At 67.3% G+C, this 21,927-nt stretch carries 21 protein-coding genes; 5 read left to right on the forward strand and 16 right to left on the reverse strand.

What is annotated here, in order from left to right; genetic code table 11:
• Positions 1–60: 60 nt before the first annotated feature.
• Positions 61–660 carry a superoxide dismutase gene (locus ACTIF2_RS10340; protein ID WP_439496980.1) on the forward strand — a complete coding sequence of 200 codons (600 nt, stop codon included), beginning with the start codon at positions 61–63 and terminating at the stop codon, positions 658–660.
• A gap of 180 nt (positions 661–840) precedes the next feature.
• On the opposite strand, the gene ACTIF2_RS10345 is transcribed toward ACTIF2_RS10340, so the two are convergent.
• Together ACTIF2_RS10345 and ACTIF2_RS10350 are read right to left on the reverse strand one after the other, a co-directional pair.
• Positions 841–2,535, reverse strand: coding sequence for a methyl-accepting chemotaxis protein (locus ACTIF2_RS10345; protein ID WP_439496981.1), 1,695 nt, complete (start codon positions 2,533–2,535; stop codon positions 841–843).
• A 138-nt stretch (positions 2,536–2,673) separates the two neighbouring features.
• Entirely contained in the window at positions 2,674–3,504 is an 831-nt protein-coding gene (locus ACTIF2_RS10350; protein WP_439496982.1) for a ChbG/HpnK family deacetylase, read from the reverse strand.
• A gap of 212 nt (positions 3,505–3,716) precedes the next feature.
• Between ACTIF2_RS10350 and ACTIF2_RS10355 the strand changes: the two genes are divergently transcribed.
• Positions 3,717–4,703: a glycosyltransferase family 2 protein gene (locus ACTIF2_RS10355; RefSeq protein WP_439497279.1), complete on the forward strand. Its 987-nt coding sequence runs from the start codon at positions 3,717–3,719 to the stop codon at positions 4,701–4,703.
• A 153-nt stretch (positions 4,704–4,856) separates the two neighbouring features.
• A complete protein-coding gene (gene murJ, locus ACTIF2_RS10360; RefSeq protein WP_439496983.1) occupies positions 4,857–6,383 on the forward strand; it encodes a murein biosynthesis integral membrane protein MurJ in 1,527 nt (508 codons plus the stop codon).
• Between the two features lie 9 nt (positions 6,384–6,392).
• Here murJ and ACTIF2_RS10365 read toward each other — a convergent pair whose 3' ends face one another.
• From ACTIF2_RS10365 to ACTIF2_RS10380, 4 genes are all read right to left on the reverse strand, one after another.
• Positions 6,393–7,373 (reverse strand): NAD(P)H-dependent flavin oxidoreductase, encoded by a 981-nt coding sequence (locus tag ACTIF2_RS10365; protein ID WP_439496984.1) that lies wholly within the window; start codon positions 7,371–7,373, stop codon positions 6,393–6,395.
• Between the two features lie 6 nt (positions 7,374–7,379).
• The gene (locus ACTIF2_RS10370) at positions 7,380–8,246 is read right to left on the reverse strand and encodes a branched-chain amino acid aminotransferase (RefSeq protein ID WP_439496985.1); all 867 of its coding nucleotides are present in this window, start codon (positions 8,244–8,246) and stop codon (positions 7,380–7,382) included.
• A gap of 124 nt (positions 8,247–8,370) precedes the next feature.
• The gene (locus tag ACTIF2_RS10375) at positions 8,371–8,688 is read right to left on the reverse strand and encodes an AzlD family protein (protein WP_439496986.1); all 318 of its coding nucleotides are present in this window, start codon (positions 8,686–8,688) and stop codon (positions 8,371–8,373) included.
• Positions 8,675–9,406, reverse strand: a complete 732-nt coding sequence (locus tag ACTIF2_RS10380; protein ID WP_439496987.1) for an AzlC family ABC transporter permease — start codon at positions 9,404–9,406, stop codon at positions 8,675–8,677. The genes ACTIF2_RS10375 and ACTIF2_RS10380 overlap by 14 nt, the downstream gene beginning before the upstream one ends.
• A gap of 132 nt (positions 9,407–9,538) precedes the next feature.
• Between ACTIF2_RS10380 and ACTIF2_RS10385 the strand changes: the two genes are divergently transcribed.
• Positions 9,539–10,150: a 4'-phosphopantetheinyl transferase family protein gene (locus tag ACTIF2_RS10385; protein ID WP_439496988.1), complete on the forward strand. Its 612-nt coding sequence runs from the start codon at positions 9,539–9,541 to the stop codon at positions 10,148–10,150.
• A 6-nt stretch (positions 10,151–10,156) separates the two neighbouring features.
• Here the strand turns inward: ACTIF2_RS10385 and ACTIF2_RS10390 are convergent, their stop codons facing one another.
• From ACTIF2_RS10390 to pheS, 7 genes are all read right to left on the reverse strand, one after another.
• Positions 10,157–10,897, reverse strand: a complete 741-nt coding sequence (locus ACTIF2_RS10390; protein WP_439496989.1) for a TerC family protein — start codon at positions 10,895–10,897, stop codon at positions 10,157–10,159.
• Between the two features lie 19 nt (positions 10,898–10,916).
• Positions 10,917–11,621 carry a TerC family protein gene (locus ACTIF2_RS10395; protein ID WP_439496990.1) on the reverse strand — a complete coding sequence of 235 codons (705 nt, stop codon included), beginning with the start codon at positions 11,619–11,621 and terminating at the stop codon, positions 10,917–10,919.
• 82 nt (positions 11,622–11,703) lie between these two features.
• Positions 11,704–12,783: a tartrate dehydrogenase gene (locus ACTIF2_RS10400; protein WP_439496991.1), complete on the reverse strand. Its 1,080-nt coding sequence runs from the start codon at positions 12,781–12,783 to the stop codon at positions 11,704–11,706.
• Positions 12,780–13,691, reverse strand: a complete 912-nt coding sequence (locus tag ACTIF2_RS10405; protein ID WP_439496992.1) for an alpha/beta fold hydrolase — start codon at positions 13,689–13,691, stop codon at positions 12,780–12,782. The genes ACTIF2_RS10400 and ACTIF2_RS10405 overlap by 4 nt, the downstream gene beginning before the upstream one ends.
• A gap of 196 nt (positions 13,692–13,887) precedes the next feature.
• The gene (pheT, locus tag ACTIF2_RS10410; RefSeq protein WP_439496993.1) at positions 13,888–16,311 is read right to left on the reverse strand and encodes a phenylalanine--tRNA ligase subunit beta; all 2,424 of its coding nucleotides are present in this window, start codon (positions 16,309–16,311) and stop codon (positions 13,888–13,890) included.
• The gene (locus ACTIF2_RS10415) at positions 16,308–17,495 is read right to left on the reverse strand and encodes a glycosyltransferase (RefSeq protein ID WP_439496994.1); all 1,188 of its coding nucleotides are present in this window, start codon (positions 17,493–17,495) and stop codon (positions 16,308–16,310) included. The genes pheT and ACTIF2_RS10415 overlap by 4 nt, the downstream gene beginning before the upstream one ends.
• A 28-nt stretch (positions 17,496–17,523) precedes the next feature.
• On the reverse strand, positions 17,524–18,606 hold the full coding sequence (gene pheS, locus ACTIF2_RS10420; RefSeq protein ID WP_439496995.1) for a phenylalanine--tRNA ligase subunit alpha: 1,083 nt from the start codon (positions 18,604–18,606) through the stop codon (positions 17,524–17,526).
• A gap of 261 nt (positions 18,607–18,867) precedes the next feature.
• On the opposite strand from pheS, the gene ACTIF2_RS10425 reads away from it, so the two are divergent.
• Positions 18,868–19,629, forward strand: coding sequence for an LOG family protein (locus ACTIF2_RS10425; protein ID WP_439496996.1), 762 nt, complete (start codon positions 18,868–18,870; stop codon positions 19,627–19,629).
• Between the two features lie 217 nt (positions 19,630–19,846).
• On the opposite strand, the gene rplT is transcribed toward ACTIF2_RS10425, so the two are convergent.
• The 3 genes from rplT to ACTIF2_RS10440 all read right to left on the reverse strand — a co-directional run bounded on the left by rplT (position 19,847) and on the right by ACTIF2_RS10440 (position 21,814).
• Positions 19,847–20,221 (reverse strand): 50S ribosomal protein L20, encoded by a 375-nt coding sequence (rplT, locus tag ACTIF2_RS10430; protein WP_439496997.1) that lies wholly within the window; start codon positions 20,219–20,221, stop codon positions 19,847–19,849.
• A gap of 28 nt (positions 20,222–20,249) precedes the next feature.
• Positions 20,250–20,450: a 50S ribosomal protein L35 gene (gene rpmI, locus ACTIF2_RS10435; RefSeq protein WP_043233081.1), complete on the reverse strand. Its 201-nt coding sequence runs from the start codon at positions 20,448–20,450 to the stop codon at positions 20,250–20,252.
• Positions 20,451–20,611: 161 nt separating this feature from the next.
• Positions 20,612–21,814 carry an MFS transporter gene (locus tag ACTIF2_RS10440; RefSeq protein ID WP_439496998.1) on the reverse strand — a complete coding sequence of 401 codons (1,203 nt, stop codon included), beginning with the start codon at positions 21,812–21,814 and terminating at the stop codon, positions 20,612–20,614.
• Between the last annotated feature and the right edge of the window lie 113 nt (positions 21,815–21,927).

Raw genomic sequence — 21,927 nt, forward strand, 5'->3', positions numbered from 1 at the left:
AAGCCGTTCATGACGAAGCCATTCTCAGCAATGCGATTTGACAGCCCAAGGAGAGGCCAAATGTCCTTTACCCTTCCCGATCTGCCCTATGCTCATGACGCGCTCCAGCCGTTCATGTCGAAAGAGACGCTCGAATTCCACCACGACAAGCACCATCAGGCTTACGTGACCAACGGCAACAACGCGATCAAGGGCACGGAATTCGAGGGCAAATCGCTCGAGGAGATCGTCAAGGGTTCGCATGGCAAGAATCCGGCCGTCTTCAACAATGCCGGCCAGCACTACAACCATCTGCATTTCTGGAAGTGGATGAAGCCCAATGGCGGCGGCAAGCTGCCGGGCAAGCTGGAGAAGGCGATCGTCGATTCGTTCGGCTCGGTCGACAAGTTCAAGGAAGACTTCGTCGCGGCCGGCGTCGGCCAGTTCGGCTCCGGCTGGGCCTGGCTCGAGGTCAAGGGCGGCAAGCTCGCCGTCAGCAAGACCCCGAACGGCGAGAGCCCGCTGGTGCACGGCGCCACCCCGATCCTCGGCGTCGATGTCTGGGAGCATTCCTACTATATCGACTACCGCAACCGCCGCCCCGACTATCTCAAGGCTTTCCTCGAGAGCCTGGTGAACTGGGACTATGTCGCGGAACTCCATGACGGCGCCAAGGGCTGACAAGCTCGGCCCAGGTGATTGGAAACGGGGCCCTCGCGGGCCCCGTTTTTATGTGAGCCGGCAGAACCTGAGCTCCCCGTCATTGCGAGAAGCGTAGCGACGAAGCAATCCAGGGGTCTCGCACTCCCCTGGATTGCTTCGCTTCGCTCGCAATGACGGTTCGGGCGAAGCGGAAAATCCTCAGGCTGCCACGCTGCGCAGAAACTGGTCGACGGTGGCGCGCAGGCGCAGGGCCTGCGCCGCGACCTCGCCCGCGGCGCCGCGGACCTGCTCGGCGGATTGGCCGGTCTCTTCGACGCTGTCGGCGAGGACGCTGAGATCGCTCGTGACCGAGAGCGCCGAGGAGCTTGCCATGGCGACGCCGCTGGCGATCTCGCCGGTCGCGATCGCCTGCTGTTCGATCGAGGTCGCGACGGCGTTGGCGAAGTTCTCGATCGCGCCCATCCGGTTCGCGATGTTCTGGATGGCGAAGACGACCTCGCCGGTGGCGCCCTGAATGGCGCTGACCTGGGTCACGATCCGGTCGGTCGCATCCGCGGTCTGCGAGGCGAGGCTCTTCACCTCCGACGCCACGACGGCGAAGCCCCGGCCGGCCTCGCCGGCGCGGGCCGCCTCGATGGTCGCGTTGAGGGCGAGCAGGTTGGTCTGCGCCGCGATGTCGCGAATGAGGTTGACGACCTCGCCAATGGCACGGGCCGTCTCGTCGAGAGCCTGGACGGAGCTGGCGGTATCGCGCGAGACGGATGCGGCCTCGACGATCTCCGTCCGGACGCGCCGGACCTGGAACTCGACCTCGCGAATGGCCGCGCCCATCTCCTCGGCGGCCTGCGCGGCGTTTTCGACATTCGCCGAGGCGCCGTGCGAGTTCTGCGCGGCACGCGCCGCGCGACCCGACGATTCCGCCGCGACGCGGGCGAGGCCATCGGACGCCTCGGTCATCCGTTCGGCATTGCTCTTGAAGGCTTCGAGCGCGACGCCGACCTCGCCACGGAACAAGCCGATCGCTTCGTCGACGCGCTGCTGATGGTGGCGACGCTCCGTCTCGGTGACGTGCTGCTTCTCCTGAAGCGTCGCGCGCTCCGCCAGCCTGACCTTGAGGATGCCGAGCGCATGCGCGATCGCGCCGATCTCGTCGCGCCGTCCCACCGCATCGATCTCGGTATCGAGCTTGCCGTCGGAAATGCTGACGATCGCCCTGGTCATGCTCTTCAGCGGCCGCATGGTTCGCGACAGCGAAATCCAGAGCAGGGGGCCGAGAATCAGGAGGATCAGGAGGCCGACGCCAATGGTGACGAATTGCTCGAACGCGGCGCGCGCGACGAGCCGGGTCTTGTCGAAGCGGATCGCGATATAGCCGATCTGCTTCTGGTGACCACCGACCTTCACGACGTGAAGCTTCGTCACATAGGTCGCGTCTTCGAGCTGCGTCGAGCTCAGCTCCGCCAAGGCGTCCCAGGGCGCGCGCCCGAGCGCCGCCGTCAGCGATCGCGGGGTGAGCGACAGCCGCGCCTCTTCCGAGCGGCCGGCGCTCGCCAGCGCCGAGACATCGTCGGCGACGATGCCGGCGTCGAAATCCGGGTCGCGGCGCAGCGATTCGAGGATATAGCCGAGGGTCGTCGTGTCCCGCGCCAGGATCAGCGCCGGCGAGGCATTGACCACCATCGTGGTCAGCGACGTCATCTTCTGGTCGAGGTCGCCGCGCGTCTTGGCGTCGTTATAGCGCGCGACGGCGATCACGACGACGATGATGGCGATCGCGACGATGGCGACGGCCGCGCCGGCGATCTGGCTGCCGAGCGAACCGGCCGCGCGCTCCCTGGCCGGCAGCCCTGGCGTGCCGGAAGCAGTCGCCGCCGCTCGCTTCAACCACATCATCGTGTTGATGTCCCCGCCGGAAGCTTCAATTGGTGAGATCCGAACGGACCGATCGATTCGAAGCTGAACGATCCCGGTAAATATTCGATTGCGCAGCAGGGCCTTAGCCGGCCTTTTCGGTCATCTTCGCCGGCGCGATCAGAACAGCGCGGAAAAACGCGCGATCTCGAAGCCCCGGGGAGGCACGAAGGCCATCAGCGCCGCGTGCTCCAGTGGCCTTGTCGCGATCACCGGGTCCAGCGTCGCCAGCTCGTCATCGACATGCCCGGGATGGCACATCACGAGGTGAGCCGGGCCCGGCGCGATCAGGAAGCGTCGCAGATCGGCGGTGAAATCGCGGGCCGGATCGAAGGGCGAGACGCCGGAAAAGCCCCGGTTGACTCGGATGCCGCGCCGCAGCGCCTGCGGGCGCAATCCAAACGCCAGGCCGGCAATGACCAGCGCCTTGCCGACGGCCACGCCTCGCTGGCGGATCGCCGAGGCGGAATCCGCCGGATCGCGCAAATAGATGGTCCCTTCCGGATAGCGCCGCTGGATGGCCCGCAGAACGGCGCCGCGCACGCCGGGCAGCACATGGACATGCTGATGGCCGTCGACGAAATCCGGCGCGCGGCCCAGCCCCTCCTCGAAGGCATCGAGCTGGCGGGCGATCTCGGCCTCGATCTCGGCACGGGCCGCGCTCGACGCCCCCGCCGCCCGCGCCAGCTCACCGAGTTTCGGAAACGTGCCGCCGGGCGCCAATCGCGCCATCGCCCCGAGCGGCGCGGCGCAGGTCAGGTTGAGATGCAGCCCGAGATCGGCCCGGCCCGAAAAAGCCGAGAGCTCGCCGGCAAGCGACTTCCAATGCGGCCGATTGGTCATCGCGCCGGTCGCGGAGAGCTTGCCGAGCGCGAGCAGTTCCAGGATCGAACGGCTGACGCCCCTGGTCAGCGCGAAATCGTCGGCGCAAAGAACGAAACGGGTCGCCATCGGTTCGTTGTCCCGGGTTCATCTGCGATGGTGTAAGGGCCGATCGCAGAGCTTGTGAGCAAGCCAGCTTTACGGTTCTGTGCCCTTCGCGTCAGCCCTGTCGAGTCTCGCGGGGCGAGGACACAGGCGCCGGCCCCAGCCAGGGCCGGATCAAGAGGTTCGTCGTGCCGGAAACATCGCCCCAATCCAGTTCCGGAGCGCAGCGTCCGCCTTTGGCCCGGCCGGAGCTTTCCGTCGTCGTGCCCGTCCATAACGAGGCCGACAACCTGCCGCTTCTGGTCGAGCGGCTCAATGCGGTGCTCGCCGAGGCGGTCTCGTCCTGGGAGTTGATCTGCGTCGATGACGGCAGCCGCGACGGGACGCTCTCCGTCCTGCGCCTGCTCAATGCCGGCGATCCGCGGATCAGCGCCATCTCCTTCAGCCGCAATTTCGGCAAGGAGGTCGCGATCGCGGCCGGGCTCGACCATGCCGCCGGCGACGCCGTCGTGATCATGGATGCCGATCTGCAGCATCCCCCGGAGACGATTCCCGTCTTCCTCGCGAAATGGCGCGAGGGCTATCTCAACGTCTATGGCCAGCGCGCCGACCGAGCCGGGGAAAGCCGGCTGAAGCGCGGCTTCGCCAAGGCCTTCTACCGGCTCTTCGCCAGCTTCGGCGAGACCGAGCTGCCCGAGGGCGCCGGCGATTTCCGCCTGCTCGACCGCAAGGTCGTCGATGCGCTGCGGGCGCTGCCCGAGCGCGCCCGCTTCTCCAAGGGGCTCTATGCCTGGGTCGGCTTCCCCTCGACAGGCGTGACCTTCGAGGTGGCCGAGCGCGAGCACGGCATCACCAAGTTCAGTTTCCGCAAGCTGTTCAGCTTCGCCTTCGACGGGCTGTCGTCCTTCTCGACGGTGCCATTGAAGATCGCGACCTGGGCCGGCGTGCTGATCGCCGTGATCTCCACCTTCAGCGCCCTGTTCTTCCTGCTCAGGACGCTGCTTTTCGGCACCGACCTGCCCGGCTTCCCGTCGCTGATCGTCTCGATCATGTTCTTCTCCGGCATCCAGCTGATTTCGCTCGGCATGATCGGCGAATATATCGGGCGCATCTTCGCCGAGGTGAAGCGCCGGCCGCTCTACCTGATCGGCGAGCGCGTCGGCTTCGACGCCCGCACGGTCGACCATCCGCGCGGCGACGCCTTGCCGCCGCTGATCCGTTGAGAATCGGCTAGACTGCTTCTGCCCTCATCCTGAGGAGCGATCACAGATCGCGTCTCGAAGGATGTTTCAGTGTGCGCTGGAGCATCCTTCGAGACGCCGCTTTCGCGGCTCCTCAGGATGAGGTTTGGTTTCTGTCGGCCGGCAAGGGACGCGATGTTCAGAAAGATCCTTTCGGTCGGCGGCTTCACGCTCCTCTCCCGCCTCAGCGGCTTCGCGCGCGACGTCGTGCTCGCGGCCGTGCTCGGCGCCGGCGCGATGATGGACGCCTTCTCCGTCGCGCTGCGCCTGCCCAACCATTTCCGCGCGATCTTCGGCGAGGGTGCATTCAACCAGGCCTATATTCCCGCCTATGCCCGCATCAGGCAGCAGGCGGGCGAGGCGAGCTCGGCGCTCTTCGCCAACCGCGTCTTCACGCTGAACCTGATCGTGCAGATCGTGCTGCTGGGCCTCGCCCTGCCCTTCATGCCGGAGATCGTGCGCCTGCTCGCGCCAGGCTTCGCCAACGACCCGCAGCGCTTCGATCTCGCCGTATCGCTGACGCGGATCACCTTCCCCTACCTGCTCTTCATCACGCTGGTGACGCTCCTTTCGGCCAATCTCAACGCCGTCGACCGCTTCGCGGCGGCGGCTGCGGCGCCGATCCTGCTCAATATCTGCCTGATCGCGGCGCTCTTCGTCGCCTTCCTGTTTCCGAGCGCCGCCTATGCCGCCGCCTGGGGCGTCGCGGCGGCCGGCGTGCTCGAATGGCTTCTGGTGATGCTGGCAGCGCGGCAGGCGGGCGTCGCGACCGCGCTGACGCGGCCACGCGTCGATGCCGATGTGAAGCGTTTCCTGAAGGCCTTCGGACCGGCCGTGATCGGCTCGGCCGGCGTGCAGATCGCACTTTTCGCCGACACGATCATCGCCTCGCTGCTGCCGCGCGGGGCCTATGCCTCGCTCTATTACGCCGAGCGGCTCTACCAGCTGCCGATCGGCGTGATCGCGATCGGCGTCGGCACGGTGCTGCTGCCGACCATGAGCCGCCTGCTCGCGGCCGGCGACGAGGCCGGGGCGGACAAGGCGCAGAACCGGGCGGTCGCGCTGACAATCGTCATGGCCGCGCCCTTCGCCGCCGCCTTCCTCGCCATTCCCGAGCTGATCGTCTCGGCCCTGTTCGAGCGCGGACGCTTCGATGCGGCGGCCAGCCAGGCCGCAGGGGCCGTGCTCTTCGCCTATGCCGTGGGGCTGCCGGCGATCGTGCTGATCCGCTCGCAGGTCTCGGCCTTCCAGGCGCGCGGCGACACCACGACGCCGATGATCGTCTCGCTTGCCGCCATCGCCTGCAATGTCGCGCTGAAGCTGTTGCTCTGGCGCGATTGGGGCGCGCCGGGCCTGGCGCTGGCGACGGCGACCGGCGCCTGGATCAATGTCGCGGCGCTGTTCGTCCTGGCGCTGCGGCGCGGCTGGACACGGCCCGACCGGCGCCTCCCCTGGCTGATCGTCATCACGCTATGCGCCGCTGTCCTCGCCGGGCTGGTCGCGCGCCTCTTCGCGCCTGCTATCCTCGCCGCTTTCGCCGGCTTCTCGATCGAGCCGAGACTGCTGGCGCTCACCGGAATCGGGCTCGTCGCCGGCGGGATCTATGCCGTGATCGTCGGAAGCGGGCTGAAGGCTGCCGGACTGATCCGGCTGCTGCGCTGAACCGCCGCCTCAGACAGCGATGAACCCCGCCCCGCGGCCGAGGCTGGCGGCGGCTTCCGCCACCAGCCGCTCGACGATCTCGCTGGCGGGGGGAATGTCGGCGATGAGCCCCGCAGCCTCGCCGAAGATCACCGCGGCGTTCTGCGGATCGCCGGCAGCGAAGGCGGCGCGATAGGTCGGAGCCTCCTCGGCGATCGCAGCCTTGAGCTCGCCATCCCGCCCGGCCCATTTCGCCACGAAGGCATTGGCGCTGACGCGGATGTCGAAAGGTTTCGGCCAGTCGAGCTGGCGGGCGATGTCGGGCAGCGAGGAGCGGACGGTCTCGTCGCCCGTCGCAGCAACCGCGGCCGCGTGGTGATTGGCGTGGACCAGCGCCTCGCGGCTGGCCCAGAAGCGCGTGCCGACCAGAACGCCGTCGGCGCCCAGCATCAGCGCCGCCGCGAGGCCGCGACCATCGGCGATGCCGCCGGCCGCCAGCAGCAGCGTCTCGGGGCTCTCGCGCGCCAGCAGGTCGGCGACCTCCGGCACGAAGGGGAGCGTGCCGCGCGCATGGCCATGGCCGCCGGCCTCGGCGCCCTGCGCGACGATGATCGCCGCGCCGGCGGCCAGGCCCTGACGGACATGGGCAAGCGACTGGCATTGGCAGATCAGCGGCACGCCCGCCGCCGCGATCTCGGCGGCGAAGGGCTGCGGATCGCCGAAGGAGAGCATCAGGGCCGCCGGCTGGCGCTCCAGCACCTGCGCCAGCAATTGCGGCTGCTTCGCCAGCGACCAGGTGATGAAGCCGCAGCCGGTCCGGGTATTGCCGGCGGCGGCATATTGCTGGTCGAGCCAGGCGCCGTCGCCATAGCCGCCGCCGATGAGCCCGAGCCCGCCGGCCCGCGTCACCGCAGCCGCCAATGCCCCGCCTCCCGCGATCGCCATCGGTGCCGACAGGATCGGGTGCTCGATGCCGAGCCGCTCGGTCAGGCGGGTGACGAGGCGCGCCATCGCGCCTCAGGCGGTCTTGCTATGGGCGAAGTCCATGTAGAGCTCGCGCGCCTTGCGGAACATCGGGCCGGGCTGGAGCGCCTTGTCGTCGATGCGCGAGACCGGCATCACCTTCGAGTAGTTGCCGGAGATGAAGATCTCGTCGGCCTCCTCGAAATCCGTGTAGCGCAGGCTGGCCTCCTCGACCGCGATGCCGTCCTGGCGCAGCAGCGAGATGACGCGCTGGCGGGTGATGCCGTTCAGGAAGGTGCCGTTCGGCGCCGGCGTCTTCACGACGCCGTCCTTGGCCATGAAGATGTTCGAGGTCGCGGTCTCGGCGACATTGCCGAGCATGTCGAGCACCAGCGCGTTGTCGAAGCCCGCCGCCTTGGCGGCGCGCAGGACGCGGGCATTGTTGGGATAGAGGCAGCCGGCCTTGGAATCGGTCGGCATGGTCTCGAGCGTCGGCCGGCGGAAGGCGCCCTGCGTCACCGAGAAGCCGTTCGACGGCACTGGCATCGGCGCCTCGAACAGGCAGAGGCAGAACTTCGTCGATTCCGGATCGGCCATGATGGTCGAGAGGCCGTCGGCCTCGCCCCAGTACATCGGCTTGACGTAGATCGCGGTGCCCGGCGCGAATTTCTTCACGCCCTCGCGGGTCTTCTCGATGATCTCCTCGGCCGCCATGGTGGCCTTGAGCCCGAGCCCCGCGGCCGAGCGGTTCACGCGCGCCGCATGCTTGTCCATGTCCGGCGTCGTGCCCTCGAAATGGCGGGCGCCGTCGAAGACGCTGGACGCCAGCCAGGTGGCATGGGTGCGCGGCCCCATGATGCCGGGGTTACCCTCGTGCCACTCGCCCTCGAACCAGGTCCATGTCTGCGAATACCAGGCCATCGCCGTCCTCGATCTGTCAGATTTGCAAGAATCCACCGTCTGCCGCGCCGTGGCGCGCGTCAACAGATGCCGCGCCAGGGGACGATGACGTCATGTGATGGAAGCAATGCAGCCGGGTGATGGATCAGAGCCCGAAAGCGCGCGCTGCCGACACCACGGCCATGCCGACCAGGAGCGCGAGCAATTCGCTGCGCCGCAGCACCATGCTGGCGACCGCGGCCAGCAGCGCGAGCGCCGCCGAAGCCCCCAGGCGCTCGATCAGCGGCAGCACCGTCGCGACCACGATCGAGCCGGGCAAGGCGGCAAGGCCGCGCCGGACATGCGGCGTGAGCGGGATGAAGCCCATCATCACCACCCCGGAGATGCGGCAGAGATAGGTCGCGACCGCCATCGCCGCGATGGCCGCCCAGACGCCCCAGCCAGTAAGGTCAGGCAGCGTCATCGATGAAGGCTCCCGCGACAGCGCCCGACAGCGCGCCGACGATGATGAAGGCGTAACCGTCGACGAGCTTGGCCGTGACCAGCGCGACAATGCCGGCGATGATCCAGGGCAGCGCCGCCCGCCTGCCACGCCAGAGCGGCACGATCATCGCCGCAAAGAAGATCGGCATGACGAGATCGATGCCGTATTGGCGCGGATCGGCGACCAGCGCGCCGAGCAGGTAGCCCGGCACCGTCGCGACGATCCAGACCAGCCAGAGCACGAAGCCGGCGCCGACCAGGACGCCGAGATCGCGCCCGCCCTCGGCATGATAGCGCGTGCCGATCAGCCAGTTCGCATCGGTGAAGAAGAACAGGTGCAGCGCGTTGAGGGTCTTGGGATAGGGCGCGAACCAGGGCTGCAGCGACGCGCCCTGCAGCACCATCCGGGCATTGACCGTAGCGGTGACAGCGGCGACGCCGGCGATCGCGCCCCAGGTCCATTCCGGCCGCCAGAGCTCCATCGCGACGAGTTGCGCCACGCCGGCATAGACAAGCGCGCTCATCAGCACCGCCTCGAGCAGGCTCAGTCCCTTCGCGGCGGCTGCCGCGCCAAAGGCGACGGCGAAGACGATGATCCCCGGCATCAGGACGGAGACCTTGCGGACGCCCACGAGCATGCCATGCCAGGTGATGACGGCAGGGCCTCTTTCCGGTTTCTGATCGGGCGGCGGCGACATGTCTCTTCCAAGAGCGAAGCGAGGAGCGCGTCAATGTGCACGGGCGGCGGCGATGCATGAATTGCGTGCAGGACGGCGCGGAGAGCGCCAGGGCATGGGACGCCGCGCTGCAGGCCCGCTAGCATCGCCGCCATGATCTGGCTGACCTCATCCGACGCGATCGCGCCCAGCCTTCCCGTCGCCTGGCTGATCGAGACGGGTAAGCGGCCGGCCAACCTGCCGCAGCGCTCGGCGCTGCGGCAGGCGACGGCGCGGCGCGTGCTGGGCCAGCAATTCGGGCTGCCGGCCGACGCCATCGGGATCGATCATGACCCAGGCGGACGACCGCTGTTGCGCGGACCGGTCGGGCGGGGTCGCCATATTTCGCTTGCGACGCGCGCCGGGCTGGTCGTGGTGGGGCTGGCCGAACAGCCCATCGGCGTCGATGTCGAACGGGTCGAGCCGGACGGACAGCAGCCGCTCGCAGTCCTTCATCCCAGCGAGAGGGCGATCCTGCTCGCCTTGCCCCCGGCTGCGCGCCCTTCGACCTTCGCGCGGCTCTGGAGCGCCAAGGAGGCCTATGTGAAGGCGCTCGGCACAGGTTTCCTCCAGCCGCCCGAGAGCTTCGCCGTCACGCTGGTTTCGGAGGAGCGCTTCACGATCGCGACCTCGGCCGGGCTGCCCGCCGCCACCGGCGAGAGCCTCGCCATCAAGCAAAACGGCGGCCAGGAGAGCCTGGCCGCCGCGATCGTCGTTCTCGCCTGAGCGATATCAGCCCGGCTGGTCGACCGGCTTCTTCTTGAGCATGTAGCCGACGGCGCAGACGAAGAGCGCGCCGAGGACCGCCGACACGTAATGCGGCATGTTCGCCGGACCGAGGCCGAGCGGATTCTGATCGACCGGCACGGTCACAACCCAGCTCGGCATGTTGACCTGAAGCCACTGCAGCACGGCGATGTCACCCAGGATCATCTCGGCCGCGATCCAGCCGAGCAGCGCGGCGCCGAGCCAGATCAGGATCGGGAAGCGCTCGATGATCGAGGTCAGGAGCTGCGCGCCCATGATGATCAGCGGGATCGAGAGCAGCAGGCCGAAGATGAAGAGCTCGGGATGGCCCTTGGCGGCGCCGGCAATCGCGATGACGTTGTCGAGGCTCATCACGGCGTCGGCGATGGCGATGGTGCGCACCGCCTTCCAGAGATTGTCGGCGGCCTCGATCTCGCCATGAGCCTCCTCCTCGCCCTGGGCGAGCTTGACCGCGACCCAGAAGAGCAGGATGCCGCCGACCACCTTGAGATAGGGCACGGCGAGCAGGTAGGTGACGACCAGCGCAAAGATGATGCGCAGGCCGACCGCAGCGCCAGCACCCAGCCAGATGCCGACCTTGCGCTGATTCTCAGGCAACGACCGGACGGCAAGTGCGATCACCACCGCATTATCGCCGGACAGAAGCAGATCGATCCAGATGATCTGCAGCAGCGATATCCAGAATTGGCTCGACGAAAAGTCCATGTCGGAATCAGTCCCCTTGTCAGATAGCCGGATCGGGCCGGCGAGGTTTCAGCCAGTAGCCCAGGCCGAGCACGAGCAGCGCGCCAAGGATCGCGGCCGGATATTCGAGCCTGTGCAGAAGATCGGCCCCGAACCGCGTGATCAGCCAGGGGTCGCTGTCGAACATCTCGCCGGCGACCCAGCCGAGCAGCGCCGCGCCGGCCCAGACCAGGATCGGGAAGCGGGTCAGGAGATTGGTGATCAGCGAGGCGCCCAGCACGATCAGGGGGATCGAGATCACCAGCCCGCCGACCAGCAGCGGAATCGAATCCTTGGCGACCGCGGCGATGGCCAGCACGTTGTCGAGGCTCATGACGATATCGGCGATGGCGACCGTCTGGACCGCCTTCCAGAGCTTGCTGCTGGCGGCGATCGAATCCTCGTCGCCTTCGCCATCCTCGATGACCAGCTTGACCGCGATCCAGACCAGAAGCAGCGCGCCGACGATATGCAGGAACGGCATGTTGAGGAGGCTGGCGATCAGCACCGTGAAGACGACGCGCAGCAGCACCGCCACGCCGGCACCGAGCGCGATGCCCTTGGTGCGCTGCTCGGGCGCGAGCGCCCGGCAGGCGAGCGCGATCACCACCGCGTTGTCGCCCGACAGGACGATGTTGAGCGCGATGATTTCGGCGAGCTTGCCCCAGATCAGGGGATCGAAGAACGACAGCGAAGAGAAATCCATCAAGACAGGCCCTTCCGGCAATCAAAGCCCGTTTCTAGCCAACTCGGCGCCGCTTGTCCCGCGGCGCCGGCCGGCATCAGCCTCAGCCCAGCGCCTGCTCGACGGCCTTGCCGGCCGCCTCGGTGCCGAGCTTGCCGCCAAGGTCGCGGGTACGGGTGCGCTCGTCGCCCAGCGCCCGCTCGATCGCGGCCTCGATCGCCTTGGCGGCGTCATGCTCGCCGAGATGATCGAGCATCATCGCGCCCGACCAGATCTGGCCGACGGGATTGGCGATGCCCTGCCCCGCGATATCGGGCGCCGAGCCGTGCACCGGTTCGAACAGCGAAGGATGGTCGCCGGTCGGATTGATGTTGCCTGACGGGGCGATGCCGATCGTGCCGGTGCAGGCCGGGCCGAGATCGGAGAGGATGTCGCCGAACAGGTTGGAGGCGACGACGACGTCGAACCGGTCGGGATTCAGCACGAAATGCGCGGTCAGGATGTCGATATGGTACTGGTCGACCGCGATATCGGGATAGTTCCTGGCCATCTCCTTCACCCGCTCGTCCCAATACGGCATGGTGATCGAGATGCCGTTCGACTTGGTCGCGGAGGTCAGCTTCTTGCGCGGCCGGCGCTGCGCCAGCTCGAAGGCGTATTTCAGCACGCGGTCGACGCCGACCCGGCTCATCACCGTTTCCTGGATGACGATCTCGCGCTCGGTGCCGGCATACATGCGCCCGCCGACCGAGGAATACTCGCCCTCGGTGTTCTCGCGCACCACGAAGAAGTCGATATCGCCCGGCTTGCGGCCGACGAGCGGGCCGGGCACGCCCGGCATCAGCCGCACGGGGCGCAGGTTGACGTATTGGTCGAATTCGCGGCGGAACAGCAGCAGCGAGCCCCAGAGCGAGATATGGTCCGGCACCTGGGCCGGCATGCCGACCGCGCCGAAAAAGATCGCGTCATGGCCGCCGATCTTGTCCTTCCAGTCGTCGGGCAGCATCTTGCCGTGCTTGGCGTAATAGTCGCAGGACGAGAAATCGAACTCGTCGAGACGCAGCTCGAAGCCGAATTTCTTCGAAGCGGCCTCCAGGACGCGCAGGCCCTCGGGCATGACCTCCTTGCCGATGCCGTCGCCGGCGATGACGGCGATGCGATAGACGCGATTGGTTCCGGTCATGAGTTCTCTCCGAGAAAGGCCGTGAATTCGGCGGCGACGAGATCTGGAATCTCCTCCGCCAGATAATGCCCGCCCGGAAGCGCGCGGCCTTGGACATTGTGTGCGCGCAGGCGCCAGAGGGCCAGCGGATCGAAGCAGCGGCCGATCACGCCATGCTCGCCCCAGAGCGCCAGCAAGGGCTGATCGAATTTGCGCCCGCCATCCTCGTCGTCATGGCGGATGTCGATGGTCGCGGCGGCACGATAGTCCTCGCAGCTGCCATGGATGGTCTGCGGGTCGGAGAAGCAGCGCAGGTAATGCGCCAGGGCCTCAGGCGCGAAGATCGACAGGCCGGCCGAGCCCGCGCCGCATTTCCTCAACCAGTAGGTTTCCGGATCGGCCCCAATCATGTCCTCGGGAAAGGGTTTGGGCAGGATCAGGAAGAACCAGTGCCAGTAAGCCCTCGCGAAGGCGTCGGTGGTGTTGGCGTACATCTCGCGCGTCGGCGCGATATCGAGGGTCGCAAGTCTCGTTACCCGCTCGGCATGATCGAGCACGAGGCGATGGGCGACGCGCGCGCCGCGATCATGCGCACCGATGGCGAACCGCTCATGGCCGAGCGCTGCCATCACCTCGACCATGTCCTGCGCCATGACGCGCTTGGAATAGGGCGCGTGCTCGGCATCGGTCGGCGGCTTCTCGCTGTCGCCATAACCGCGCAGATCGGCGCAGACGAGCGTGAAGTGCGACTTCAGCCGCTCGGCCAGCTTGTGCCAGAGCGCATGCGTCTGCGGATAACCGTGGAGCAGGAGCAGCGGCGGCCCCTCCCCGCCTGTCCGCACACGGATGCGCGCGCCCGACGTGGCGACGTCGAGCAGGCGAAATCCGGGGAAGAGGCTGTCCGCGACGGGACGTTCGGAAATGGTCATGCAGCCATGACAAGTTGCGGCGGTCAGCAGCCGATAGCCTGATTGTTCGCGAATTGCGCGGGCTGATTATTACACAATCTGGATCAATAACGACGGGGGCAACGCGCGTCATTCTCGGGCGAAGCGTCAGCGCAGACCCGAGAATCTCTTGCAGGAGATGCCCGGGTCAAGCCCGGGCATGACGTGAGAACAAGCCCTATCCCCGCAGCGAGGCGCCGTAGCGCTTGGCCATCTCGGCCACGATCTTGGCGCCTACCGCGTCGATCTCGACATCGGTCAAGGTCTTCTCTACCGGCTGGAGCGTCACTGCGAGCGCCACCGACTTCTTGCCCGCCTCCACGCCCGGCCCCTCGTAGAGATCGAACACGGAGACGTCCGAAATCAGGTTCCGATCGGCATTCAGCGCCGAGCGGATCATGTCGCCGGCGGCGACCTTCGCGTCGACGATGAAGGCGAAGTCGCGGGTGACCGGCTGGAAACCAGACAGGACGAGCTTCGGCTTGACCTTGGTCGGCTTGTATTTCGGCAGCGGCAGGGCATCGAGATGGATCTCGAAGGCGACAAGCGGCCCCTTCACGTCCAGCGCCTTGAGCACCTTGGGATGAATCTCGCCAAAGGCGCCAATGACGCCCTTGGGCCCGAACTGCAGCGTCGCGGAACGCCCGGGATGGGCCCAGGCCGGCCCGCCGGCAACGATCTGAAGCCCGCCGACGGCAACGCCAAGCCCTGCGAGCAGCGCCATCACGTCAGCCTTGGCATCGAAGGCGTCGACCGCTTGCGCCGCCCCGTCCCAGTGCCGGCCCGCCCCTTCCAGCCGCGCCGTGCCGCGCCGCAGGCCGGCGGCGGCGATCAGCTGGCCTTCGGGCTGGTCGCTCTGGAAGATCTGGCCGACCTCGAAGAGCGCGACATCGCCAAGCCCGCGATCGGCATTGGCCTGGGCCGAGCGGATCAGGCCCGGCAGCAGCGAGGGCCGCATGTCGGAGAGCTCGGCCGCGATCGGATTGGCCAGGACAAGCCTTGGCGAGCCGCCGCCGAAGAGCTTGGCGGCATCATGCGAGATGAAAGACCAGGTCACGGCCTCGACAAGCCCACGGCTGGCGAGCAGGCGCTTTGCAGCGCGGGTGCGCTTCTGCAGCAGGGTCAGGACCGGCTTCACCACCTCCGCCTTGATCCGCGGCAGGGGCGTCGACGCGACGCGGTCGAGCCCGGCGATGCGCAGGATCTCCTCCACGAGATCGGCCTTGCCCTCGACATCGCCGCGCCAGGACGGCGCAGCGACGCGCACGCGCTCGCCCGAGCCGGAAACGTGGAAGCCGAGCGAGGTCAGCGCGACCTTCATCTCGACCTGTGGCAGGTCGAGCCCGGTCAGGCGCTTGACCTCCGACCAGGGGAAATCGATGGCGCGGCCACTCTCGGGCAGGTCACCGGTGAAGACCATCTCCGAGGCCTCGCCGCCGCAGAGATCGACGATCATCGCCGTCGCGACATCGAGGCCGGGCCGGCAGAAATCGGGATCGACGCCGCGCTCGAAGCGGTAGCGCGCATCCGAGTTGATGCCGAGCGCGCGGCCCGAGCGGGCAATGTTGAGCGGGTCCCAGAGCGCGCTCTCGACCAGCACGTCGACCGTGTTCTCGTCACAGCCCGAGGCCTCGCCGCCCATGATCCCGGCGAGCGACTCGACGCCATGCGCGTCGCAGATCACGACCTGCTCGTCGGTCAGCGTGTAGGTCTTGCCGTCGAGCGCCAGGATCTGCTCGCCGGCCTTGGCCCGGCGCACCGTGAGATCGCCCCTGACCTTGGCGGCGTCGAAGACGTGGAGCGGCCGGTTGCGGTCGAAGGTCATGAAATTGGTGATGTCGACCAGCGCGTTGATCGGCCGCAGGCCGATGGCGCGCAGCCGCGACTGCAGCCAGTCCGGCGAGGGGCCGTTCTTGACGCCGCGGATCAGGCGCAGCGCGAAGGCCGGGCAGAGATGCTTGTCCTCGGGCGCGAAATCGAGCTTCACATCGACCGGGCAGGGAAAAGCACCGCGGACCGGCTGGACGGATGGCGTGATCAGTGCGCCGAGGCCGGCGGCGGCAAGATCGCGCGCGATGCCGGCGACGCCGAGCGCATCGGCGCGGTTCGGTGTCACCGCGATCTCGATCGTGGCGTCGTCGAGCTTGGCATAGGTCGCGTAGGGCTGGCCGACCGGCGCGTCCTCCGACAGCTCGATGATGCCGTCATGGTCCTCGGAGAGCTGGAGCTCGGCCTCCGAGACCAGCATGCCGTTCGACTCGACGCCGCGGATGACGCCCTTGCCGAGCGTGATGTCCTTGCCCGGGATATAGGTGCCCGGGGCTGAGAACACACCTTTCATGCCGGTGCGGGCATTGGGCGCGCCGCAGACCACCTGGACGGGCTCGCCCGCGCCGGTATCGACCAGGCAGACGCGCAGCCGGTCGGCATTCGGGTGCTGCTTGGCCTCGATCACATAGGCGATGGTGAAGGCGGACAACGCCTTGGCCTTGTCCGCGACGCCCTCGACCTCGAGCCCGACGCGGGTCAGGGTCTCGGTGATGGTGTCGAGGGTGTCGGTGGTGTCGAGATGGTCCTTCAACCAGGACAAAGTGAACTTCATGGCCGTCCGTCGCTTCTCACATTCACATGGGACAGGGCGGGAGCGCCGCCATTGAGGCGATCCTCGCCATCCGTCCGGATCTTCATATCGTTGCCGCGCCAGGTCACGTCCCCGGCGACGAAGGCGTAAGCCCAGATTCCGGGAAAGACCACGTCGCGCACCAGAAACGCGAAGGGCATCCGCCAGGAAAGATACCAGCCGGTGCTGCGGGCGAGCAGCATCTCGCCTGCATACCAGGGCAGCATCACGGCGCAGAGCGCCGCCCAGCCGGAGACCCCGTAGGCCGTGGCTGCGCCGACGGCAAGCAGCGCCGGCAGCAGCGGCCCCGACAATATCTCGGGCGCGAAGAAGGGCAGGAAGGTCACCCGCCGCAGCCGGGCCCAGCGGAACTGGCGCTGCACCACGTCATGGAAGCTGCGCTCGCCGAGCGGCTGCTCGAAAGGCTGGCCAACGAGATGGACATGCTTGCCGGCGCCGCGCACCAGCTTGGTCGCCGCCGCATCCTCGGCGATCTCGGCGGCGAGCGCGCCGATCCCGCCATTGGCGTCGAGGAAGGGCTTGTTCCAGAGCATCGACTTGCCCTGCGCGAAGCCGAAGCCGAGCGCCTCGCCGGCATATTGCCAGCGCGCCTGGAAGGTGTTGAGGAAGGCGCATTCGAGCTCGGCCCAGAAGCCCTGCGGGCGCGAGCCGGCCGGCGTCGAGCAGACCAGGCCGGTGTCGGAGCGCCAGGAGGCGAGCAGACGCTGGATATAGTCCTTCGGCATCAGCACGTTGGAATCGGCCAGGATGACCCATTCGGTCTGGGCCGCGTTCCAGCCCTTGACGCAATTGTTGAGCTTCGGATTGGCGCTGACGGCGACATCGCCGACGATCAGCCGCACGCGCTCGGGGCCGAAGCGGCCGATCAGCTCCTCGACCAGCGGCACGATCGGGTCGTCGCCATCGGCCACGCAGAAGATCGTCTCGTAGCGCGGATAGTCGAGCATCAGGCCCGAGGTCAGCGTCTCGCGGCTGAAGGCCTCGATGCCGCGCAGCGGCCGCACGATCGTGATCGCGGGCTGCTGCCGGAGCAGCGCGGAATTGGGCGCGCGTTCGCGCAGGCGCAGGCAAGCGACCGCCAGGCACAGCAGATTGGCCGCGACGACGAGCGCCGCGAACAGGCCTGCCGCGGCCGCCAGGCTCATGCCGCCCTCCCCTGGTTCGCCCGCGCGATCACGATGTCAGGCCGCCGGTCAATGTCGGCAGATCGAGCGGGCGGAAGCCGTAATGCGAGAGCCAGCGGATATCGGCCTCGAAGAACGGGCGCAGGTCCGGCATGCCGTATTTCAGCATGGCGATCCGATCGATACCCATGCCCCAGGCGAAGCCCTGATAGACATCCGGGTCGAGCCCGCAATTCTTCAGCACGTTGGGATGAACCATGCCGCAGCCGAGGATCTCGAGCCAGTCCTCGCCCTCGCCGAAGCGGATCTCGCCGCCCTTGCGCGAGCACTGGATGTCGACCTCGGCCGAGGGCTCGGTGAAGGGGAAGAAGGACGGGCGGAAGCGCATCTTGACGCTCTCGACCTCGAAGAACGCCTTGCAGAACTCCTCCAGCACCCATTTCATGTGGCCGAAATGGGTCTTCTTGTCGATCACCAGCCCCTCGACCTGATGGAACATCGGCGTATGGGTCTGGTCGGAATCCATGCGGTAGGTCCGGCCCGGGCAGATCACGCGGATCGGCGGTGCCTCGGCCAGCATGGTGCGCACCTGGACGGGCGAGGTATGGGTGCGCAGCAGCATGCGCTCGCCATTGGCGTCGGGCGCGAAGAAGAAGGTGTCGTGCATCTCGCGGGCCGGATGGCCGACCGGGAAGTTCAGCTTGGTGAAGTTGAGATCGTCGGTCTCGATATCGGGCCCTTCCGCGACCGAGAATCCCATGTCGCCGAAGATCGCGGTGATCTCGTCAATGACCTGGCTGATCGGGTGGATGCGCCCGCGCGCCTCCGGCCCCTCGCGCACCGGCAGCGAGATGTCGAGCCGCTCGGCGGCCAGGCGGGTATCGAGCGCGGCTTCGCCGAGCGCATCCTTGCGCTCGCTGATCGCGCCCTGAACCTTGTCGCGCAGGCCGTTGATCAGCGGGCCTTTTTCCTTGCGCTCGTCGGGCGTCATGGCGCCGAGCGTCTTCAGCAGCGCCGAGACGGAGCCGGACTTGCCGAGCGCGGAGATGCGCAGCTGTTCGAGCGCGGCCTCATCCTGCGCGGCGGCGATCTCGCCAAGAAGGGAAACACCGAGGGTATCGATCTCGTTCATGCCTGATCTGATCCGTTTGCGAGGCATCTTCTATGGTGTCGTCCGCGGCGATGCTAGGGGCAATCATGCTGGCAAAGCATCGCAGCCGTTTCGCCCCACGACTGATTGCCCGTGCGGACGCGATATCATGACAGTTCTGTCTCACCGCAGGCCCGGCGGCGGCGCCCAGATGTCGGCGGTGGGGGCCGGCCGCGACGTAGCGGCGGGCGACAAGGCGGCCGCGCTGCGGCTATTCAGGCACCATCACGGAGATGCCTGCCCATGCATGACAACAGCGCCCAGAAGAACTCGCCCTCCTACCGCCTCGCGGCGCAGGATCCCGATTTCATCCTCGGCGATTCGACGCGTGGCGTGCGCTTCATGCTCGAATACCAGAAGGCGGAGGACCTGCTGCGGGCGCGCGGCATCGTCTCGACCATCGTCGTCTTCGGCTCGGCCCGGGTGCGGGAGGGCAACCGCTGGTACGAGGCGGCGCGGCAATTCGCGCGGATCGCGTCCGAACGCGGCGGCGCGCTGAGGAATGGCGAAGCCGGACGGCACCACGTCATCGCCACCGGCGGCGGACCCGGCATCATGGAAGCGGCCAATCGCGGCGCGACCGAAGCCGGCGCGCTCTCGATCGGCTTCAACATCACCCTGCCCCACGAACAGGAGCCGAACGCCTGGTCGACGCCGGACCTGACCTTCCGCTTCCATTATTTCGCGATGCGCAAGATGCATCTGGCGATGCGGGCGGCGGCCCTCGTCGTCTTTCCGGGCGGGTTCGGCACGCTCGACGAATTGTTCGAGATCATCACCCTGACGCAGACCGGCAAGATGCCGCCAGTGCCGATCGTGCTCTATGACAGCGCCTTCTGGCAGGGGTTACTCAAGCTCGAAGGCATGACTGAAGCCGGCTTCATCCGCCCCGAGGACCTCTCGCTGTTCTGCCACGCCGACACGCCCGAGGAAGCCTATGCGCGGATCGTGGAAGGCGCCGGCGAGACCTGGACGCCGGCAGCGAAGGACAGTGTGCAGACGTAGGCTCTGCCGCGCCCGAAACGACAGTCGCTCGTCATTCCGGACAAGCCGCGCCAGCGGCGCAGCTCCGGAATCCATCGTAGAGCGCAGTGCCCTATGATGGATTCCGGCGTTCCGCTTCGCTACAGCCGGAATGACGGCGGAGTGGATGACGGAAGCCGAACAACGAAAAAGGCCGGCATCGCTGCCGGCCTTTTCCAGATCTGCGAGCAAAGTCCGCTCAGGCGGCCTTGGCTTCCGCGCCGAGCGCGCCCTTGACCGTCTCGACCACAGCCGAGAATGCAGCCGCGTCGTCGATGGCGAGCGCCGAGAGGGTCTTGCGGTCGAGCTCGAGGCCCGCCTTGGCGAGGCCGCCGATGAAGACCGAATAGGTCAGGCCATGCTCGCGCACCGCAGCGTTGAGACGCTGGATCCAGAGCGCGCGGAACGAGCGCTTCTTGTTCTTGCGGTCGCGATAGGCGTACTGCATCGAGCGATCGACGGCCGCCTTGGCGGCGCGGATCGTGTTCTTGCGGCGGCCATAGAAACCCTTGGCGGCCTTGAGTGTCTTCTTGTGCTTGGCGTGGGACGTTACGCCCCGTTTCACGCGAGCCATGTGTGATCTCCGGAAAGGTTAGAGGGCGTCAGCCGTTCGGCAGGAAATATTTCTTCACGTTGGCCGCATCGCCCTCGAAGAGGGTCGCGGTGCCGCGGTGATTGCGGATCTGCTTGTTGGTCCGCTTGATCATGCCGTGACGCTTGCCGGCCTGGGCGTAGAGCACCTTGCCGGTTCCGGTGATCTTGAAGCGCTTCTTGGCGCTCGACTTCGTCTTGATCTTGGGCATTTCAGCTCCTCAATGGTCGCGGACGCGCGAGATGCGCCGCTTCGTTTTTTGCTTGCTGGAAGCAAAGACGATCGCCACGGCAGCCCTTATCAGCCGGGCGATCGAAGGGCGGGCCTATGCCAGAAAAGCCGCGCCATGGCAAGCGCGGCCTCCTGGAGCGCTCACGCCAACGCCGGGCGCTCTTCGCGCCGCGGCTCGGCGATGAGGCAGAAACCGATGGCGACGATGGCGAGCGCAGCGAAACCGCCGGCGATCGAGACGTAGAAACCGCTGCGCGCGCCGTAGGTGTCGATCAGCCAGCCCGAGGCCGCTGCACCGGCCGCCATGCCGATGCCCATGCCGGTCATCACCCAGGTGATGCCCTCGGTGAGCTTCGAGGCCGGAACATGGCGCTCGATCAGCGCCATCGCGACGATGATCGTCGGCGAGATCGAGGCGCCGGCGACGAACAGCACCACGCCCAGCATCCAAAGCGAGGAGACGATGAGCAGCGGCAGCGTCGTCACCGCCGAAAGCGCGAGCGCGGCGACGAGCTGGGCGGCGAGCGACAGGCGCAGCCGCAAGGTGCCGAAGATCAGGCCGGCGATGAGCGAGCCGGCGGCATAGGCCGAGAGCACCAGGCTCGCTGAAGCCTTGCTGCCCTGCGCCTCGGCGAAGGCCACCGCCGTGACCTCGGCCGTGCCGAAGATCGCGCCGAGCGCGACCATCAGCAGCGCGAGGATCTGCACCGGCAGCAGCCGGATGACGGAGCCGCCGCTCGCTTCCTGCGAGTGGACCGGCGGCTCGGTGCCGCGCTGGGCGACGAACAGGCCCATGCCGACAGCGAGCAGGATGGCGGCTGCGAGCGGTCCGGCTTCGGGGAACCAGGTGACGCTGAGGCCGATGGCGATCACCGGGCCGATCATGAAGATGACTTCGTCGACGACCGACTCGAAGGCGAAGGCGGTGCGCAACTGCGGCGTGCCGCGGTAGATCTCGGTCCAGCGGGCGCGCACCATCGCCATCATGCTCGGCGTCAGCCCGGCGAGGCCGGCGAAGAGGAAGAGCGCCCAGGCCGGCGCCTGAAGGCGCGTCGCCAGCATCAACCCGGCGAGCGCGACGAGGGTCGCCAAGGTCGCCGGAACCAGCACCCTGCTCTGGCCATGACGATCGACCAGCCGCGAGATCTGCGGCGCGATCAGGGCGTTGGCGAGGGCGAAGGTCGCCGCTACGCCGCCGGCCAGCCAGTACTCGCCGCGCGCCTGCGAGAGCATGGTGACGATGCCGATCGTCACCATGGAGAATGGCATGCGGGCGATGAAGCCGGCGGCGGAGAAGCCGACCGAGCCGGGAGCCCTGAAAATCTCGCGATAGGGATTGGTCATTGCCAAGCCTCTTCCTTCAATCGGAATGGCGCTTACATACGCAGCGTATGCAAAACGACTAATTGCAGACACGGCGCATGTCAATTAACATACGCAACGTATGCGAAGGGGGC

Source organism: Allobosea sp. (genome assembly GCF_051860145.1).
Lineage (GTDB): Bacteria > Pseudomonadota > Alphaproteobacteria > Rhizobiales > Beijerinckiaceae > Allobosea.

Coding starts and splice junctions, on each gene's coding strand:
- ACTIF2_RS10440 (WP_439496998.1), bottom strand. CDS start 21,814: ATGACCAATCCCTATCGCGAGATTTTCAGGGCTCCCGGCTCGGTCGGC.
- ACTIF2_RS10400 (WP_439496991.1), bottom strand. CDS start 12,783: ATGACCGGAACCAATCGCGTCTATCGCATCGCCGTCATCGCCGGCGAC.
- ACTIF2_RS10340 (WP_439496980.1), top strand. CDS start 61: ATGTCCTTTACCCTTCCCGATCTGCCCTATGCTCATGACGCGCTCCAG.
- ACTIF2_RS10390 (WP_439496989.1), bottom strand. CDS start 10,897: ATGGACTTTTCGTCGAGCCAATTCTGGATATCGCTGCTGCAGATCATC.
- ACTIF2_RS10415 (WP_439496994.1), bottom strand. CDS start 17,495: ATGAGCCTGGCGGCCGCGGCAGGCCTGTTCGCGGCGCTCGTCGTCGCG.
- pheS (WP_439496995.1), bottom strand. CDS start 18,606: ATGAACGAGATCGATACCCTCGGTGTTTCCCTTCTTGGCGAGATCGCC.
- rplT (WP_439496997.1), bottom strand. CDS start 20,221: ATGGCTCGCGTGAAACGGGGCGTAACGTCCCACGCCAAGCACAAGAAG.
- ACTIF2_RS10425 (WP_439496996.1), top strand. CDS start 18,868: ATGCATGACAACAGCGCCCAGAAGAACTCGCCCTCCTACCGCCTCGCG.
- ACTIF2_RS10365 (WP_439496984.1), bottom strand. CDS start 7,373: ATGGCGCGCCTCGTCACCCGCCTGACCGAGCGGCTCGGCATCGAGCAC.
- rpmI (WP_043233081.1), bottom strand. CDS start 20,450: ATGCCCAAGATCAAGACGAAGTCGAGCGCCAAGAAGCGCTTCAAGATC.
- ACTIF2_RS10370 (WP_439496985.1), bottom strand. CDS start 8,246: ATGGCCTGGTATTCGCAGACATGGACCTGGTTCGAGGGCGAGTGGCAC.
- ACTIF2_RS10375 (WP_439496986.1), bottom strand. CDS start 8,688: ATGACGCTGCCTGACCTTACTGGCTGGGGCGTCTGGGCGGCCATCGCG.
- ACTIF2_RS10385 (WP_439496988.1), top strand. CDS start 9,539: ATGATCTGGCTGACCTCATCCGACGCGATCGCGCCCAGCCTTCCCGTC.
- ACTIF2_RS10380 (WP_439496987.1), bottom strand. CDS start 9,406: ATGTCGCCGCCGCCCGATCAGAAACCGGAAAGAGGCCCTGCCGTCATC.
- pheT (WP_439496993.1), bottom strand. CDS start 16,311: ATGAAGTTCACTTTGTCCTGGTTGAAGGACCATCTCGACACCACCGAC.
- ACTIF2_RS10350 (WP_439496982.1), bottom strand. CDS start 3,504: ATGGCGACCCGTTTCGTTCTTTGCGCCGACGATTTCGCGCTGACCAGG.
- ACTIF2_RS10345 (WP_439496981.1), bottom strand. CDS start 2,535: ATGATGTGGTTGAAGCGAGCGGCGGCGACTGCTTCCGGCACGCCAGGG.
- murJ (WP_439496983.1), top strand. CDS start 4,857: ATGTTCAGAAAGATCCTTTCGGTCGGCGGCTTCACGCTCCTCTCCCGC.
- ACTIF2_RS10405 (WP_439496992.1), bottom strand. CDS start 13,691: ATGACCATTTCCGAACGTCCCGTCGCGGACAGCCTCTTCCCCGGATTT.
- ACTIF2_RS10395 (WP_439496990.1), bottom strand. CDS start 11,621: ATGGATTTCTCTTCGCTGTCGTTCTTCGATCCCCTGATCTGGGGCAAG.